Genomic DNA, 17,875 nt, shown 5'->3' with positions numbered 1-17,875 from the left:
ATATCAAACTAATGCTTGTGTTTCTTAACTTTGTGCATATATTTTTACTTATGCTTAATCTATAGTACTCCATGCAGACTAAAAAGTGGGAAGATATTTTACAATTTATTGCTTTGTTTCTATTCATTGTCTTGCTCAATATCTATGCAAGCAGGTATTTTTTTCGCCTTGACCTCACCGAAGAAAAAAGATTTACCATTTCAACACCTACTAAAAAACTGCTCAGCGAATTAGACGACCAAGTATTTGTAGAAGTGTATTTGGACGGCGAACTCAATGCGGGTTTTAAAAGACTGCAAAACTCTATCAGAGAAAACTTAGACGAGTTTGTGATTTACAGCAACAATAAAATCCAATACAAGTTTGTCAATCCCGACCAAGCAAGTAGCGAGCAAGACCGCAGGGCTTTCTACCAACAACTTATGGGCAAGGGCATACAACCCACTAACCTTTTTGAAACGGTCAATGGGAAAAAAGTAGAAAAAATCATTTTCCCTTCTGCTTTGATTTCTTATAAAAGCAAAGAAACCCCCGTACTACTCTTGAAAGGAAATACTGCCGCTACGCCTATGGAGCAGTTGAACCAGTCCATAGAAAACGTAGAATACGAACTCATCAATGCTATTAAAAAGCTGACTATCAAGCAAAAGCCAAGTATTGCTATTATAGAAGGGCATGACGAGCTTCGCCCTATAGATATGGCAGACTTGACTACTTCCTTAGATGAGTTTTATGTAGTGGATAGGCTCAATTTAGCAGAAAATAACTTAGACGGCTATGATGCGGTCATGATTGCACAGCCCAAAAAACGCTTTTCTGAATTAGAAAAATACAAGTTAGACCAATACATCATGAAGGGTGGAAAGGCATTGTTTTTCATAGATGCTATACAGATGAATTTGGACAGTATCTCCAAAGGGGGAGCGTATGCTTTTGGCTATGACTTGAATCTCAACGATATGCTTTTCAAATATGGCATCAGGATTAACCTAAACCTCGTCCAAGATACGGAAATGGGCAGGATTCTGGTCAATGTAGGGCAGTTTGGCGACAAGCCCAATTTGCGAGGAGTGCCTTGGCCTTATTATGTGATTATCAATCGCTTTAAGCGAATGCCCATTACTAAAAATCTCAATGGCATTTATTCTCGTTTTCTTAGTACGATAGATACCATTAAAACACCCAATGTGGTAAAAACGCCTTTACTTTTGACTAATCAATACTCACGCATACGAAATATGCCCAATGTGGTAAGTTTAGAAGAATTGAAAACTGACTTGAAACCTGAACTTTTTACCCAATCTCATCTGCCTATATGCTACTTATTGGAGGGTAGGTTCACCTCTTTGTATAAAAATCGTTTTGCTCCTGATAGCGCAGAAAACAAGACGGTAAAGCAAGAAAGTGAGCCGACAAAAATTATCGTATTTTCTGACGGAGATATTCCCCGCAATGAGATAGATAGGCGCAACGGGCAGCCCTTGCCGCTCGGCTACGACCCGCTTTCTCAGCAAACTTTTTCTAACAAAGACTTTGTAATGAATGCTTTGGCATATTTGATAGATGAAAAAGGAGTGATAGATTCTCGTAACAAAGAGATTACTCTTAGACCTTTGGACAAATTCAGGATTCAGGAAGAGAAGTTTTTTTGGCAAATGCTTAACTTAGTTCTACCCATAGTCGTCATCATCGGCTTTGGAATATTGAGATTTTGGTGGAGAAAAAAGAAATATGAAGTGAAGGAAGAAGTAGAGTAGATAGGATTTTATTAGCACGTAATTCTATAAGAAATGAAAAAACTGTTTTTCTTTTTCATGCTGATTTGTTTGTCAAATCTATCTTTTTCACAAATAAAAAGCTCTTTTGCTTTCAAAGAAATGGTGGTGAGGATAGATACTTCCGTCTATACTTGGTCAGAGAATACTATCAACTTTCAATCCGCCAAGCATTTATACTTTCAATATGAAAAAAGTGAATCCATTGCTGAGGTAGAATTATATCCTTATCATTCCCAAATCATCAAGAAAATCTATCTTTTACCTTCCGCAGACTACGAACTTTTAGACTCTATGGTCAAAATAGGAGATATTGCTCAAAAAGAGGAGTATTACCGCTTCAAAGTTCGTTTTATTAACTTAGACCAAAGTAATTTTTTACTTTTTAGCTTTCTTATTGAAAATGAAGGGGATAGAGGATTGCATAAGGAAAATGTGCAACAGATTCGCTTATTACCTTTCACCAATATCCGAGCAAAATTGAATATCAAAGATGATGAACTATTCATAGGTGAAGAAAAAGTATATGAAATAGAGGTCAATAAACCTCAACTCATTATTGCTAATAATACTTGGACTGAAAACGAGCCAATTAATTACAAAGTCAGCGAACGCAATGGCAAAATTTTTTTACATCTTTTTCCTAACGAAGAGAAAGACCATTTACTCCGATTAAGTCTATCCACTAATAAGGCTTCCTTAGAAAATGGAAAAATTGGCTTTTCTATTCCACTCATAGACAATGTATTCAAAGTCAAGCAAGGACGTTTGGCTTTTCTGGAAGTAGATAAAAAGGACATTACCTTAGAGGATAACCTACAGACAGGCATAGAAATTCAAATAGAACATCATCATAAATTGCAGATGCGAAGGACTTACCGTATTGAAAAACAGGAAGAAGCAGGAGGCTACTTGGTTGGAGAACTTTTTACTAAAAGTAAACTAAGCACCAATAAGGTCTTGGCTGTCTTGCGTTTGTATGCCCTGCATCGTACTACTGATGGTTATTTGTATCTCAAAGAAGGAGATAAAGCCCTCTTTATCACTAACTTTGATATTATCCCCAAAATGCGTATAGATAAAGTCAGCATGATGAAAGAAGGAGGGGACTGGTCGGGAGATTTGTCAGCGTTTGCAGGGGAGAACATAGAAATTCGCATAGAGGGAGAATCCCTTAACAAAGCCAATTTTCGTTTTGACGGCTTGTCAGAAATCAGGACTGACTCCGTAGTCAAAACAGAACGAGTACAAATTTTTAAGTTAAGAATCCCACTGAATATAGCCAAACGCAGAGTGGTGATTTATAACAACAACCAACCGACTTCTTACGCTCTGACTATCAGGGAATACCAAAAACCACATGAGTTTAATTTTATAGACATAGACTTTGGCGATGGGGCAGTAGAGCTGTCCAAAATTCATCAGCCTATCTTGTATTACAAAACTGTTCCCAGCATCGTTTTTTCTTTCCACCCTGAATTGATAGACAAAGACAACAGAATTTTTGGAAAGCAAATCATTAGCATTGATATAAAAATTACTAACGCCAATCGCCAACTTATTGAGCTTACCTCTATTCCGCGAATCGTTGTATGCCCTGCGGATAACTCACCACGCTACGCTTTTTATGACAAAAAAGACTGCAATATCAATGACATCAATCTCAATAACCATATCAGTCGGAAAACCCATGAATTGGAAGATTGGAGTCGTATAGAACTGACTATCAAGCATAAAACAGACGAGCATGGAGGAAGCGGATTTACGCATAGAATAGAAATCATCTTGGCTAAACATTCCAATTTTGACATAGACGTTTCTTTCCCAGCAGGTCTGCTAACTAAAAAAATTGGAGATGATAACTTCGGACCTTTGGGGGGGATAAGCATAGCAGCGATTGCCCAATTCAAATTTTACCGACCTAATAAAATTGCCCAACTCAGACCTTATCGCATAGGGGTTGGGGCATTGGCTTTAGATGCGTTCAATCTGAGAGATAACAATACTAATCGCGATTTGAGTTTAGTGGTCATTGGCTCTGTATATCCTACAAGGCGAGATGCCAAGCTAAGTTTTCCTCTATTTTTAGGTTTTGGCTACTTAATAAAGCAAGAGAGGTGGTTTTACCTGTTAGGACCGGGTATTCGCGTAAGTTTATGATGAGCAAATACAACTATCAAAACACTTTGCCTTATGAAAAATATCACCTGTTTCACTATATTTGCCTTGTTTTTTTCTCTTTCTTTGGCACAGGACAGCTACATCGCAAAAGAAGGGAAAACGATTCAGGAGCGTTTTTTACTTCCTACGGGCTTTCAGCGCAGCAAGGTAGCAGAAAATTCCTTTGGAGCATATTTGCGTAATTTGCCTTTGAAGCCTCATGGCACTATGGTTAAGTTTTACAACGGGAGCATTAAAAACAAAGAAGGAGTTTATTGTGGAGTAATCGATATGGAAATAGGCACGAAAGACCTCCAACAGTGCGCCGATGCTATCATTCGGCTTAGAGCTGAGTATTTATTTAAAAATCAGCAATTTAGCAAAATTCACTTTAATTTTACCAGTGGTGATGGAGCAGACTATACCAAGTACGCAGAAGGCTACAGGGCTGTCATCAAAGGAAACAAGGTCAGTTGGGTAAAGTCAGCGCAAAAAGACACTTCATATACCAACTTTCGCAGGTATTTAGATTTGGTATTTACTTATGCGGGTACTTGGTCGCTGGATGGGGAAATGCAAGCAGTCAAAAACATCAGCCAACTGCAAATCGGCGATGTTTTCATCAAGGGAGGTAGTCCCGGACATGCGGTCATCGTATTGGATATAGCAGAAAACCCACAAACCCAAGAAAAAATCTTCCTTCTTGCTCAAAGCTATATGCCTGCCCAAGATATTCAAGTACTTATCAATCCCAATGATGAAAAGTTAAGCCCTTGGTATAATATTCATTTTGCTAATGAATTAGTTACGCCAGAATGGACTTTCGAGAAAAAGCATTTGAAAAGGTTTGTAGATTAAGAATTTTTTATGCTATTTTTCTCTTTTTGCCAACCAAATAGTCGCATTCATTATCAGGTTTTTATGGCTTCCCTGCTCCTCTTCCCAGCCTTGCCAAAGTTTATCTTTGATGTCGCCTGTGCCGTCATCTGCGGGAGAGCTATCTCCCAAAGCCACGATGCGACCGCTTCCATAAGTAGCATAGGTAAAAAGTACCCCACTACTACTCCCTTTCTTAGAGCTATTTTGATAGATTACCCCTTTGGCTACTTTATTATCTCGGATTTTGATACTTGCCCCATTACTAAATTTGAGGCTGCGTACTTTCCCTGCTGCTCCATGAGTAAAGGCTTGTTCATCGGCAATATTAGTAGCTACCTCTTTGATATTGTCTAAGGCAAATTCTATCCCAAAAGGGTAATTGTAATTTTTAAAAAACTCATTCCAAACACAAGGCGAATCACAACCGTCGTTGTTCCTATCAGAATCAGCATGGTCAGCAATGATAAACAAACCTCCTCCATTTTTTACAAAATTAATCAATGCTTCCTGCTCGCTTTTAGAAAATCTAATATTAGGCTCGCAAACGACAAATACTTGATAATTAGCTAAATCTTGTGGATTTTTCTTGCTGTTGTAAGTAATGCTTGCATAAGCAGGTAGGGTTTCTACCTCATAACCACGCTTGACCAACTCTATTCCCCAAGCAGAAAGTCCCCCTTTCCAAAAATTTTCAGGCGTATTAGGCTTTACTTGCGAGGCAGGAGGCGTAGGAAATCGCTGAGGGTTAGACTGTTTGCGTTTCCCACCCAAGTCCAAGTCAAACTGGTCAGAGTCTATCACCCAGTCTGCATTTCCCGCAGTTTGTGCTTTGGTAGCATCAAATAAAATTTTGATTTTTTGTGCATTAGCATTAAAAGAAAAAATAAACAAAACTGCCAAGCGGCTAATAAAAAACATTCTAAAAAATAGGCTCATTGAAAATAGGCTTATTTGCTAAGTTTTATATGACTTTGTTATTCTCATCGGGAAAAATCACCCAAGGTTTGAAGGTCTTGGCTTGTTCAAAATCCATCATGGCATACGACATAATGATGATGATATCCCCCACTTGCACCTTGCGCGCTGCAGCACCATTGAGGCAGACTTGACCGCTACCTCTTTCTCCTTCAATGATATAGGTTTCAAATCGTTCGCCATTGTTGTTATTAACGATTTGCACTTTTTCTCCTGCTATCATATTTGCGGCATCTAATAAGTCCTTATCTATGGTGATGCTCCCCACATAGTTGAGTTCGGCTTGTGTTACTTTGGCTCTATGAATTTTTGATTTTAAAATATTAATCCACATTTAATTAAAGGTTAAGGAATTAAAATATTGTCTATCAAGCGAATATCGCCCAATTTTACTGCGGTACAAACAGCAATAGGTTTTCCAAATTCTTCCACTTTCATACTTGGCGGAAGTGGTACCAGATTTTCCGCACCTACAATTTCCAAATATTCAACTTCGAATACGCTAAAATCGTTCAAAAGTTGTAAGGCTGTCTTTTTGGCAGTCTCGACTGAAGCATGACTTTTCAACGCATTCTCCGCCAATTTCAAGGCTTCATAAATTTTTGGGGCGACTTGTCTTTCTGCCTCGTTCAAACGGCGATTGCGCGAAGACATTGCCAAACCGTCTTTTTCTCTGATGATTGGGCAAGATTTGAGCTGTATATTAAAATTTAGTTGTTGAACTAATTGTGTGATTATCAAAAATTGTTGTAGGTCTTTCTGTCCAAAATAGGCTCTTTGAGGCAGAATGATGTTAAAAAGTTTGGCTACTACTACGCCTACTCCCTTAAAATGTCCAGGACGATGCGTTCCTTCCAACGTTCTTTCCAAATCTCCAAAATCTATCCCTAAACTGAGTGGCTGCGGATACATCTCGGTTTCCTCTGGAGCGAAAACATAATCACAGCCTACTTTCTCGAGCATTTCCAAATCTTGTGCTAATACTCTTGGATATTTGAGCAAATCTTCTGGATTGTTAAACTGCGTTGGATTGACAAAAATACTGCAAACAGTCAAGTCATTCTCCTGCTTAGAAGCCCGAATCAGCGAGAGATGCCCTTCGTGCAACGCACCCATGGTAGGCACTAATCCAATACTTTTTTCAGGATAGTGCGCTTGTAAAGCTGACCTGATTTGTGGAATAGTTGTACAAACAAGCATAAAAAAGAAAACTAACTTTCATCAGAAATTAATTGTTGAGCAAAGTTAGTTCTTTCCCTTAGCACAGTTTCACATAACTTCCTAAAACTTTTACAAATTCCTTATTTTTCTCCAAAATAGGTTGCACTTTCTCGTCTTGGCAGTGTCCATCAAACTCTATAAGAAACCAATAGCTAAACTTTGCTGCCTCTTTTGAGGGGTGGCTTTCTATTTTGGTCAAGTTGATTTCCGCCTTGCCAAAATCCTCCAGCAGTCTTGCCAAACTTCCCGCTTCGGTATCATGAGGAATTTGAGCAATGAGAGAGGTTTTACAACCACTACTTAGCTGATTTTCAAAATCTTTACTAATAATGAGGAAGCGAGTGCGATTGAAGTTGCTATCTTCTATATTTTCAAAGAGTAAAGGTAAATGATATATTTTTGCCGCAACTTGGGAACATATAGCCGCCGCACCTGCCTCTTGGGAGGCTAACTTTGCCGCTTGGGAGGTGGACTCCACAGGGATAAACTGTACGTCATCTCTGCTGAAATATTCATCTATGAACTTTTGGCACTGGCGAAAGGCAATGTCTTTGGAATAAATTTTCTTGATGCGGTGTAGTCGGTCTTCCATAGAAGCAAAAGTGAAGTGAATATTCATAGGAATTTCAGCGACTATCTTCACATCAGAGGTCTTGAGCATATCTATTGTTTCCTTGACTGAGCCTTCTTGGTTATTTTCCATAGGAACAACTCCAAACCTGACCCTTTTTGTAGAAACGCTCTCAAACACGGACTTGATAGTAGCCAATGCCACATAATCACTTAGCGAGCCAAAGCGACTCTCGGCGGCTTGGTGGGAAAAACTCCCCTCAGGACCCAGATAGGCAATGCGTTCAGGAAGTTCGTAGTTACGGCTGACGGCAAAAATCTCTAAAAAAATAGCCTCTATCGCTGGTGCGGTCATTAAGCCCTTATTTAAGTTGTTCAGACGGTCAAGAATAGATTTTTCTCGCTCAGGTCTGTAAATAATGGCATTGTTGATGCGCTTGAGCTTTCCGACTTCTTTGATAACCTCCATGCGCTGGTTGAGCAGTTCAAGTAATTGATTATCAATATTATCAATTCGATTGCGGAGTTCGTTGAGTTGTTCGTTCATGGAAAAATACGCACATTTCAAATGATACTAAAAAAATTTACTTAGAACCTGTCAGGTTTTCAAGACCTGACAGATTTGGGAATACTTACATATTCAAAGCCCTACCACCTGTAGCTGCCAAGCAAGCCTCTTTGAGGGCTTCCATAAAGGTTGGGTGAGCATGGCTAATGCGTGAAATATCTTCTGCGGAGGCTCTGTACTCCATAGCGACTACTGCCTCGCCTATCATGTCTGCCGCCCTTGGTCCGATGATATGTACGCCCAGTATTTCGTCTGTGGTAGCATCTGCCAAGACTTTTACTAAGCCGTCTAAGTCCATGCTTGCTCTTGCACGCCCCAGAGCCTTGAAAGGGAAAGTTCCTGTTTTATATTTTCTACCATTGGCTTTCAATTCTTCTTCTGTATAGCCTACAGCGGCTACTTCAGGCCAAGTATAAACTACATTGGGAATAAGTAAATAGTTGATATGAGGCTTTTGCCCAGCAATCTGCTCGGCGACTATTACCCCCTCTTCTTCTGCTTTGTGTGCTAACATCGCCCCCCTGACTACGTCCCCAATCGCATAAATCCCTTTGACATTAGTTTCCAAGTGGTCATTTACTTCTATCCTGCCTTTATTGTCCACTTTTATACCCACTTTTTCCAAGCCCAACCCTTCGGTATAAGGTCGTCTTCCGATAGAAAGTAAGCAATAATCCCCTTCAAAATTGACCGTTTCGCCTTTGTCGTTCTCTGCCGTTACCGTTACTGTATTCCCTTTGACGCTCGCCCCTGTAACCTTGTGTTTGAAATAAAAATCGAAGCCCAATTTGGCTAAGACCTTTTGCAACTCCTTGCCCATAGTTCTGTCCATAGTAGGAATCAAAGAGTCCAAAAATTCAATCACGGTAACTTTTGCTCCCATACGACCATAGACCGAGCCTATCTCCATACCGATTACTCCGCCTCCAATAATAATGAGGTGCTTAGGCACTTCTTGGAGTTCTAAGGCTTCGGTAGAGGTAATGATGCGCTTTTTATCATACGGCACGGAAGGCAGTATAATAGGTTTTGAGCCTGTAGCAATAATAGTTTTGTCTGTCTGAATTTGCTTAGTTTCTCCTCCTTCGGCTTGGTTTTTAGTTGGCGTAATCTGAATGGTATTTTTATCTACAAAGCTCCCAAGACCGTAGTAAACATCTATTTTATTTTTTTTCATTAAGTAAACAATGCCATCACAAGTTTGCTTGACTACCTCACGCTTGCGTTGAATCATTTGTGGAAGGTTTACTTTGAGGTCTTTCAGTTCTATACCATGAATCTTAAAGGTATGAGCAGCATTGTGGTAATGCTCGGAAGAGTCCAATAGTGCCTTAGAAGGAATACAACCCACATTCAAACAAGTGCCTCCTAAGGTATTATATTTTTCTATGATAGCAGTTTTCAATCCAAGTTGGGCGCAGCGGATAGCAGCAATATAGCCGCCCGGTCCTGACCCTATGACTGTTACATCGTATTTCATAATGGCTATGGTGTTATTTTTACAAGTCTAATACTTGCGTAAAACTAATACTAATGATTGTAAAAAAAGCAATCCATAAGGAAATATTTTGGTATCTATACTTTTTGAGTATAGCAATAAATCAACTTGGATAGAGCTAAAAAATAACTAAGCGGTTTGTATATTCCCTGACTCGGCAATATCACTTTTGGCGATAGTCTTGATTTTCTTTTTCTTGAATTGGGCGGTAATCATCTTCATCAATACCCATTCTAAGGGTAGCAAAGTTAAAGCTAAGGAAACTTCCACAATAAAATCTTTGACAGGAGAGCCATTTATATCTATGTAGCCCTGAAGAATGGTTTGCAAAAACTCTATACAAACGACTAAGGTAAGCATAGTAACTACTCTTTTCCCAATAGCCCAAAGGCGATTTTCATGCTTAAAGTAGCGATTAATGAGACTGGCGGCAATGAGTAAAATAATTAATATACTTACTTCTATAGCATTGAACCAGAACGTTTGCCAATAAGGGAGGTTTACTGTAAAGACAAAGGGTGCGGTTTCCACAATATTGCCAAATACATTGCGACTACGCACCTTCAGAGTATATTTGCCACTTCCTAACACTGGGAAAGCAAAGTTGCCGTTCGGTGTCCAGTCTGACCATTTTTTCATATTCCCTTCTAAGATATACTGATATTCTACCATTCCTCCTTTGAGGTATTCAGGAGTAGTAAGCGAAAAAGTGAGGGCATTGTTGTTGTAATCTACTTGAAAGCTATTTTGTAAATTAATCAAACTCCCCTGCTTGTTTTTGATAAAGTTGATAAGCAAGCCGTAGTCCTGAGCAAATTGGAAATCTATAGTGGCATCAAACTTAAACAAACCATTATTGCGAGTAATGAGCCAAAAGTGCATACCATCTTTGTCGGGAATGATGTTTTCAATATTTTCTAATAACTTAAAAAGGGTCAAATTTTCTTTTTGGAACTGAATGTCGCCAAATACATTCCAATTATTTTTATATTTTGTCCATAAGATTTTCTCATCATAGCTAATAAACTCAGCTTTGGGGTTGATTTGCCTTATCATAATGCTATCTCTTACTATTTCACTTTTTTGTTCATTGAAATAATAAGCTGCTGAGGAAAGAATAAAATACATTCTATTGTAGGCTTTCAAAGGAATGATTTGGTCATTATACTCATTTTCTACTGGGAACGAATTTACTTTAGGTTTCTTTCTCTTTAGTTCCACTTTGTAAATAAAATCGCTACCGCACACCCAGAGATTTCCTTTGCTGTCCTCAGTAATTCTGTCTATCTCGTCGTTAAACTTGACCAAGTTGCGTACTTTTTTATCAATCATGTTGAGCATAACCAGCCTGCCCTCGTCAGTAGTAGCATAGATGACTTTCTTTTTTGCTGCTTTGACGGCATACAGTATAGGCTCACTACTAAGGGTAATGGCTTTTTTATTCTTAGTTTTTGTAGCTACTTTGGATTCTACTTTGCGTACTACTTTTCGCCTTTTGGCTTTGGGTTTTTCTTCTACTTCCTCTTTTTTGTCCCCAATTAGAAATAAACCTGCACTTCCACTTGCCAAAAGGGTGTTACCTATGATAATAAATCTATCGCACTTACCCTCTATGCCTTCTACTCGCTTAAACAAGTATCTAATAGACTTAATATCAATAAATTTCTTTTCTATTATTCTCCTACGATAGCTGACTTTAGGTTTCTCTCTTACTTTTACATTTGGATTGACAACTTCGGTTTCTTCTATTTTGGTAGTAGGAAGCGAAATATCTATGGTTTCGTTGGAAGTAGAACTTTCATTGCTAACTGGTTTATTTACAGTTACTTGAGAAGAAGTATTAGTAATGCTCGTATTTGCTAAATTGATGTTAGATGTATTCTTACTCTTGTTAGTTTTTACTAAAACTGATACTTTTTCTGTGGTTTCATTGTATTTTTTGATTTCGTCCAAATAAAATACTCCCGTACTCGTAGCTACGTATAACACGTCTTGAAAAGGTTGAACCGCCAAGATATGCCCCTCTAAACCACCAAATTGGGAAAAATCACGAATAGGCAAGCCATAATCTAACCTTGACAAACCGTAGCGGTGGGCTATCCATATTCCTTTGCTTTTGTCTTTGGCAATCGCTAAAATATCCTCATCGGGCAATCCACTTTGATAATTTACAAATTGGACTACTTTGCCCTGTTGATAATTGACCACTACACAACCACCACGCATAGTAGAAAATATCATTAAGCTATCATTTAGTACCAAAGCATCTGAAACTTGGCTTTTTTCCAAATATTCTAACTCATCTACTCCAAAAGGCATCAAGGTATTCCCATAGAAACGATAGAGTTTACCCGCCAAGGTAATCAGTACAATACCCTGCTCTTCAGGCAATTCTCTTGCGGCAATGGTTTTATCTTTATTGGGTAACTGCACGTAAAGCTGCCTAAATTGGCTGCCATCAAAAAGATAAATACCTTTATCAGCCACTTCTACATAAAGTTTATTCTCGGCAGTAAAAAAAGAAGTAATTGGCTTCTTATCTATTTTTTTCCACTTATTTACAATCTTTTTTGTCGGAATATCATACTGTATCAAATTACCATTCCCATAGAAATAAACACTGTTTTCCCAAACAATCGTCTTATCAAAATCCGTATTTGTATAGGTAGTGTCTTTAATAGATTGGTAAATCTCTCTCCCAGTAGAAAGACGACTAATGTAGCCAAAATCATTTTTTGCCCCTACATATACTATATTGGTATTCTTATCTAAATCAAGGGAATAGACCGAAGCCAGAGAGAAAATAATGTCCCAGTTCGCTCCGTCAAACCGCAGTATGCCTTTGCGATTAGCAGCATAAATCACCCCCAAATTGTCCTGTAAAATTGCACGATTTTGGTTATCAATGTTATCAATATTATGTTGGAAATGACTGAGATAAAAGTTTCCTGACTGTGCCAATAAGGTCGAATAAACCGAGAACAGCACTATGACTAATAATCCAATTCTTTTCACTATACAAAAGTTTAAAATTGTACTAAACTAAGAATAAATAAGATTAATAAGGGAAACTTTTTGGGAAACAGCTTACTCATTTACAGTAGCTTACACAAACATAACGCAATATAAGGAAAATAGTTGGTATATGTCAAAAATATTATATTGTTTGTATGTAAGAATCGTCAAGAAATGAAAAGATTTATAAAAATAATGCTGTTTTTCTTGGAGAAAAATAGTAATTTTCACGATTACTTGACATTAAATTGATATACCTATGAAAAAATTATTCCCTGTTTTATGTGTGCTTATGCTAATTTTGACAATCTCACATTGTTTTGCTCAAATCAAAACGCAGGAAGCCAAACTTACCGATTTACCTGCCAATGCCTACAAAGGTAAAGTAGTCAAATCGCTCAGTTGGACAGATAAAAATGGGGATAATATGCTCGTACTAACAGAAATTGCTCCTTTTTTAAGCCAAAAACGTAAGGGAGAAGATGATTACTACGATGCGGAGTTGTATGCTTATCTCTATGTGAAAAAAGGAGGAACTTATCAGCTTCTGTGGAAAGTTACAGATTTTGTTCGTCAGTGTATCTTGGATATTACTACTACTTTTCTAACAGATGCTTTGTCTGTAACTGACTTAGATGGAAATGGCATCGCAGAAACTTGGTTGATGTACCGCTTAGCTTGTAGGGGCGACGTAAGCCCGAGTACAATGAAACTTATTATGTATGAAGGCGATAAAAAATATGCTGTTCGTGGCACCTGCAAAATAGTCATGGGAGACGAATCGTATGGGGGAGAGATGAACATGGACGCAAACTTTAAAAATGGACTCCAAGTTTTCAGAGAATATGCCCAAAAAAAGTGGAAAGGATTTGAAAAAGAATTTTAAAAAATATTTTAAAAATTTAACAGCTCAAAAAGTTTTGAAATTCCATAAATAATCTCTAATTTTGCGATTTGATTTGGGCATGTACCCTATCAAATATATTGCCAGAATTTAACTAAATAAATATCAATAACTTGGAACCAAAATTAGTCGACGGAAGATACTCCTTTGCTTCCATTAAGCACACGATTCCCTATCCAGATTTCTTAGATGTGCAAGTTCAGTCTTTTAGGGACTTTTTCCAATTAGATACACCTGCGGAGAAAAGGAAAGACGAAGGTTTGTTCAAAGTATTTGCGGAGAACTTTCCTATTTCTGACTCGAGAGAAAACTTTGTTTTGGAATTTATCGACTACATGATAGACCCTCCCAAGTACACTATGGACGAGTGTATAGATAGAGGGCTAACTTATTCTGTTCCTCTAAAGGCAAAGTTACGCCTCTCTTGCAATGATGAAGATAACGAAGACTTCGAAACCATTGAGCAGGAGGTATTCTTAGGAAATATCCCATACATGACTACGCGCGGTTCTTTTGTTATCAACGGTGCAGAAAGGGTAGTCGTTTCCCAGCTACACCGTTCACCGGGCGTATTCTTTGCTCAAAGCAAGCATACTAACGGTACAAAGCTGTATTCTGCTCGTATTATCCCTTTCAAAGGTTCTTGGATAGAGTTTGCTACTGACGTAAACAACGTGATGTATGCTTACATAGACCGTAAAAAGAAGTTCCCAGTTACTACCCTGTTAAGAGCAATAGGCTATGGCTCTGACAAAGAAATTTTGGATATTTTCCAACTATCAGAAGAAATAGAGGCTACCCGAAGCAACCTCAAAAATGTAGCTATTGGCAGAAAATTAGCCGCAAGAGTATTGAGAACTTGGATGGAAGATTTTGTAGATGAGGATACCGGTGAGGTAGTAACAATTCCAAGAAATGAAATCATGTTGGAACGCGACCACATCATCGAAGAAGAGGACATAGACACCATCATAGAGGCAGGTGTAGATACTATTATCCTTCATAGAGAAGACATCAATATTACCGATTACGCTATTATCTACAATACGTTACAAAAAGACAATTCCAACTCTGAAAAAGAAGCTGTAGAGCAGATTTACAGGCAGTTGCGTAATACAGAAGCCCCAGATGAGCAAACAGCCCGCGAAATTATCCAAAGTTTGTTCTTTAGCGACAAACGTTATGATTTGGGCGAGGTAGGACGCTACAGAATCAACAAAAAGTTGAGTCTTAGTATTCCTATGGAAGTAAGGGTATTGACTAAGGAAGACATTATAGAAATTATTAAGTATTTGATTACCCTTATCAACTCCAGAGCGGTAGTTGATGACATAGACCACTTGAGCAACCGTAGGGTACGCACCGTAGGGGAGCAGTTGTACGGTCAGTTTGCCGTAGGTCTGGCGCGTATGGCACGTACTATCAAAGAAAGAATGAATGTGCGCGACAATGAGGACTTTAAGCCTGTGGACTTGATTAATGCCCGTACTCTTTCTTCGGTCATTAACTCTTTCTTTGGTACAAATCAGCTTTCTCAATTCATGGACCAAACCAATCCTTTGGCGGAGATTACGCACAAGCGCAGAATGTCAGCTTTAGGTCCTGGTGGCTTGTCCAGAGAGCGTGCAGGCTTTGAAGTAAGGGACGTTCACTATACCCACTACGGTCGTCTTTGTACGATTGAAACCCCAGAAGGTCCCAACATTGGTTTAATCTCCTCACTTTGCGTTCATGCCAAAGTAAATGGAATGGGTTTCATAGAAACTCCATACAGAGTAATTAAAAACGGTAAGGTAGCTTTAGATGAGGAAGTTACTTATTTGACAGCCGAAGAAGAAGACGGACACCACATCGCTCAGGCAAATGCGATGATAGACGATGAGGGCAACTTTACGGTAGATAAAGTCAAAGCAAGATATGAAGGCGACTTCCCAATTGTAGAGCCAACTACTTTGTCTTATATAGATGTTGCGCCTAATCAGATTGTTTCTGTTGCTGCTTCCTTGATTCCTTTCTTAGAGCATGATGACGCAAACCGCGCCCTGATGGGGTCCAATATGCAACGTCAAGCTGTGCCTCTGCTAAGACCAGAAGCCCCAATAGTAGGAACAGGGCTGGAAAGAAGGGTGGCTATGGACTCGCGTACTTTGATAGCCGCTGAGGAAGACGGAGTAGTGCATTATGTAGATGCAGAAAAAATCGTTATAAAATACGATTTGTCTGATGACCAAAAATTGGTTGGATTCGAAGACGAATTATTCACTTACCACCTCACCAAGTTCCGCCGTACCAACCAAGATACTTGCGTCAATTTGAAGCCAATAGTCCGCAAGGGGCAGAAAATAAGGAAGGGGCAGGTTCTTTGTGAAGGCTATGCTACACAAAACGGCGAACTGGCACTGGGTAGAAATATGCTGGTAGCTTTCATGCCTTGGCAAGGGTATAACTTCGAAGATGCCATAGTTATTTCTGAAAAAGTAGTCAAAGAAGATATTTTTACCTCTATCCACATAGAAGAATTTGAATTAGAGGTAAGAGATACCAAGCGAGGTGAGGAGGAGCTTACCGCAGAAATCCCTAACGTGAGTGAGGAAGCCGTAAGAAACTTAGATGAGCATGGCATCATTAGGGTCGGGGCAGAAGTAAGAGAAGGAGATATTTTGATAGGTAAGATTACCCCAAAAGGAGAAACAGACCCTACTCCAGAAGAAAAACTCCTAAGAGCTATCTTTGGGGACAAAGCAGGAGATGTAAAAGATGCTTCTATGAAAGCACCTCCTTCTTTGCGTGGGGTGGTGATAGATACCAAACTCTTCTCACGTCCAAAGAAAGACAAAGAACTCAGAATCAAGGCAAAAAGAGAAGTAGAACAGCTAAAACAACGCTATGCTAAAAATCTTAACGCTTTGAGAGAAAAAATGATAGATAAACTCTCCATCCTCCTTGATGGCAAAACAAGCAAGGGAGTGAAGCATAAGTTTGGCGATGAACTAATCTCGAAAGGAGTAAAGTTCAACCGACAAAACATAGAAACTAACCTTTTCCCTGCTAAAAATCCTTACAGAGATGAGAGTAGTTACAATGTACCAGAAGAAGTAAACCTAATCGCTGATGTAAACTTAGATAACTGGACAGATGACGAGAAAACAAACCGCTTGCTGGTGGAAATGGTAAAAAATTACATCAACAAACGCAATGAGCTTAGCGGCTTCTTCAAGAGAGATAGATTTGCTCTCGAGGTAGGTGATGAACTTCCCGCAGGCATCGTGCAGTTAGCCAAAGTATATATCGCAAAGAAACGCAAGCTAAAAGTAGGGGATAAAATGGCTGGTCGCCACGGAAACAAGGGGGTAGTAGCAAGGATAGTCAGAGAAGAAGACATGCCTTTCTTGGCAGATGGAACGCCTGTGGACATAGTGCTGAACCCGCTTGGTGTACCTTCGCGTATGAACTTAGGACAGATTTATGAAACGGTACTTGGCTGGGCAGGGCTAAAAATGCGTAAGAAATATGCTACGCCTATCTTTGACGGAGCTACGGAAGAAGATGTAGCAAGAGAGTTAGCAGAAGCAGGATTGCCAGAGTGGGGACGTACAGACCTCTACGACGGATTGACGGGGGATAAGTTTGAAAATAAAGTTACCGTCGGGGTAATCTACATGCTCAAATTAGGACACTTAGTAGATGACAAGATGCACGCCCGCTCTATCGGACCTTACTCACTTATTACTCAGCAACCTCTGGGTGGTAAGGCGCAGTTTGGTGGTCAGCGTTTTGGCGAAATGGAAGTGTGGGCATTAGAGGCATTCGGCGCAGCAAATATTCTCCAAGAAATCCTCACCGTGAAGTCTGATGACGTAGTAGGGAGAGCCAAAGCCTACGAGTGCATCGTCAAAGGTGAGAATATGCCTAAACCCAATATCCCAGAATCCTTCAATGTATTGATTCACGAGTTACGCGGGTTGGCACTGGAAGTAACTATGGATTAAAGCGGAACATAACTTGATTATCAAAAAGTCTGGCAAAGAGTTTCCTTGTCAGGCTTTTTTTGTACTTGCTGATACAAAAAAGTGCTTTCCCATGCGATTGTAATACTTCGGTGGTGCTTTCAAATGTATGATAATTTTATGTGTTTAAAAAATCCGTTCTCATCGGTACAATCTGTGTCATCAGTGTTCCAAAATAGAACACCGATAATACGGATTGGGCTGATAAACACAGATTTTTATTCAAAAAAACACTTTTCTCATCAAATTGATAACGGTAGATAAAATACCATCATACAATTGGAATCATCACCCTTTTCTGAA

11 protein-coding genes are annotated in these 17,875 nt (G+C 39.1%); 5 read left to right on the top strand and 6 right to left on the bottom strand.

Annotation, left to right across the window (positions count from 1 at the left end; all coding sequences use genetic code 11):
• The first annotated feature begins 71 nt into the window (after window positions 1-71).
• Genes gldG through BM141_RS05290 form a run of 3 tightly spaced genes read left to right on the top strand, consistent with a single transcriptional unit; the run spans window position 72 to window position 4,793 of the window.
• Window positions 72-1,757 carry a gliding motility-associated ABC transporter substrate-binding protein GldG gene (gene gldG / locus BM141_RS05300; protein WP_091541296.1) on the top strand — a complete coding sequence of 562 codons (1,686 nt, stop codon included), beginning with the start codon at window positions 72-74 and terminating at the stop codon, window positions 1,755-1,757.
• A 33-nt stretch (window positions 1,758-1,790) separates the two neighbouring features.
• Window positions 1,791-3,935, top strand: a complete 2,145-nt coding sequence (locus BM141_RS05295) for a hypothetical protein (protein WP_091541291.1) — start codon at window positions 1,791-1,793, stop codon at window positions 3,933-3,935.
• Window positions 3,936-3,968: 33 nt separating this feature from the next.
• A complete protein-coding gene (locus BM141_RS05290) occupies window positions 3,969-4,793 on the top strand; it encodes a DUF4846 domain-containing protein (protein ID WP_091541287.1) in 825 nt (274 codons plus the stop codon).
• A 12-nt stretch (window positions 4,794-4,805) separates the two neighbouring features.
• Here the strand turns inward: BM141_RS05290 and BM141_RS05285 are convergent, their stop codons facing one another.
• The 6 genes from BM141_RS05285 to BM141_RS05260 all read right to left on the bottom strand — a co-directional run bounded on the left by BM141_RS05285 (window position 4,806) and on the right by BM141_RS05260 (window position 12,661).
• Window positions 4,806-5,750, bottom strand: coding sequence for a DUF4350 domain-containing protein (locus BM141_RS05285; RefSeq protein WP_143090807.1), 945 nt, complete (start codon window positions 5,748-5,750; stop codon window positions 4,806-4,808).
• Between the two features lie 25 nt (window positions 5,751-5,775).
• Entirely contained in the window at window positions 5,776-6,123 is a 348-nt protein-coding gene (gene panD / locus BM141_RS05280) for an aspartate 1-decarboxylase (RefSeq protein ID WP_091541280.1), read from the bottom strand.
• Between the two features lie 11 nt (window positions 6,124-6,134).
• Complete coding sequence (gene panC, locus BM141_RS05275; protein ID WP_091541277.1) at window positions 6,135-6,989, bottom strand: pantoate--beta-alanine ligase; 855 nt, start codon at window positions 6,987-6,989, stop codon at window positions 6,135-6,137.
• A 58-nt stretch (window positions 6,990-7,047) separates the two neighbouring features.
• On the bottom strand, window positions 7,048-8,127 hold the full coding sequence (gene pheA, locus BM141_RS05270) for a prephenate dehydratase (protein ID WP_091541275.1): 1,080 nt from the start codon (window positions 8,125-8,127) through the stop codon (window positions 7,048-7,050).
• Window positions 8,128-8,212: 85 nt separating this feature from the next.
• The gene (lpdA, locus tag BM141_RS05265; RefSeq protein WP_091541272.1) at window positions 8,213-9,628 is read right to left on the bottom strand and encodes a dihydrolipoyl dehydrogenase; all 1,416 of its coding nucleotides are present in this window, start codon (window positions 9,626-9,628) and stop codon (window positions 8,213-8,215) included.
• A 147-nt stretch (window positions 9,629-9,775) separates the two neighbouring features.
• On the bottom strand, window positions 9,776-12,661 hold the full coding sequence (locus BM141_RS05260; protein WP_143090806.1) for a triple tyrosine motif-containing protein: 2,886 nt from the start codon (window positions 12,659-12,661) through the stop codon (window positions 9,776-9,778).
• A gap of 259 nt (window positions 12,662-12,920) precedes the next feature.
• Here BM141_RS05260 and BM141_RS05255 point away from each other — a divergent pair, with 259 nt between their 5' ends.
• Entirely contained in the window at window positions 12,921-13,547 is a 627-nt protein-coding gene (locus tag BM141_RS05255) for a M949_RS01915 family surface polysaccharide biosynthesis protein (RefSeq protein ID WP_091541263.1), read from the top strand.
• A 131-nt stretch (window positions 13,548-13,678) separates the two neighbouring features.
• Complete coding sequence (gene rpoB / locus BM141_RS05250; RefSeq protein ID WP_091541259.1) at window positions 13,679-17,554, top strand: DNA-directed RNA polymerase subunit beta; 3,876 nt, start codon at window positions 13,679-13,681, stop codon at window positions 17,552-17,554.
• Window positions 17,555-17,875 lie beyond the last annotated feature (321 nt).

The organism is Thermoflexibacter ruber (assembly GCF_900113045.1).
Lineage (GTDB): Bacteria > Bacteroidota > Bacteroidia > Cytophagales > Thermoflexibacteraceae > Thermoflexibacter > Thermoflexibacter ruber.
Note: the sequence above shows the minus strand (reverse complement) of the source record. Positions and strands in the feature narration are given on the sequence as shown.

Coding starts and splice junctions, on each gene's coding strand:
- BM141_RS05285 (WP_143090807.1), bottom strand. CDS start 5,750: ATGAGCCTATTTTTTAGAATGTTTTTTATTAGCCGCTTGGCAGTTTTG.
- panD (WP_091541280.1), bottom strand. CDS start 6,123: ATGTGGATTAATATTTTAAAATCAAAAATTCATAGAGCCAAAGTAACA.
- pheA (WP_091541275.1), bottom strand. CDS start 8,127: ATGAACGAACAACTCAACGAACTCCGCAATCGAATTGATAATATTGAT.
- panC (WP_091541277.1), bottom strand. CDS start 6,989: ATGCTTGTTTGTACAACTATTCCACAAATCAGGTCAGCTTTACAAGCG.
- gldG (WP_091541296.1), top strand. CDS start 72: ATGCAGACTAAAAAGTGGGAAGATATTTTACAATTTATTGCTTTGTTT.
- BM141_RS05295 (WP_091541291.1), top strand. CDS start 1,791: ATGAAAAAACTGTTTTTCTTTTTCATGCTGATTTGTTTGTCAAATCTA.
- lpdA (WP_091541272.1), bottom strand. CDS start 9,628: ATGAAATACGATGTAACAGTCATAGGGTCAGGACCGGGCGGCTATATT.
- BM141_RS05255 (WP_091541263.1), top strand. CDS start 12,921: ATGAAAAAATTATTCCCTGTTTTATGTGTGCTTATGCTAATTTTGACA.
- BM141_RS05290 (WP_091541287.1), top strand. CDS start 3,969: ATGAAAAATATCACCTGTTTCACTATATTTGCCTTGTTTTTTTCTCTT.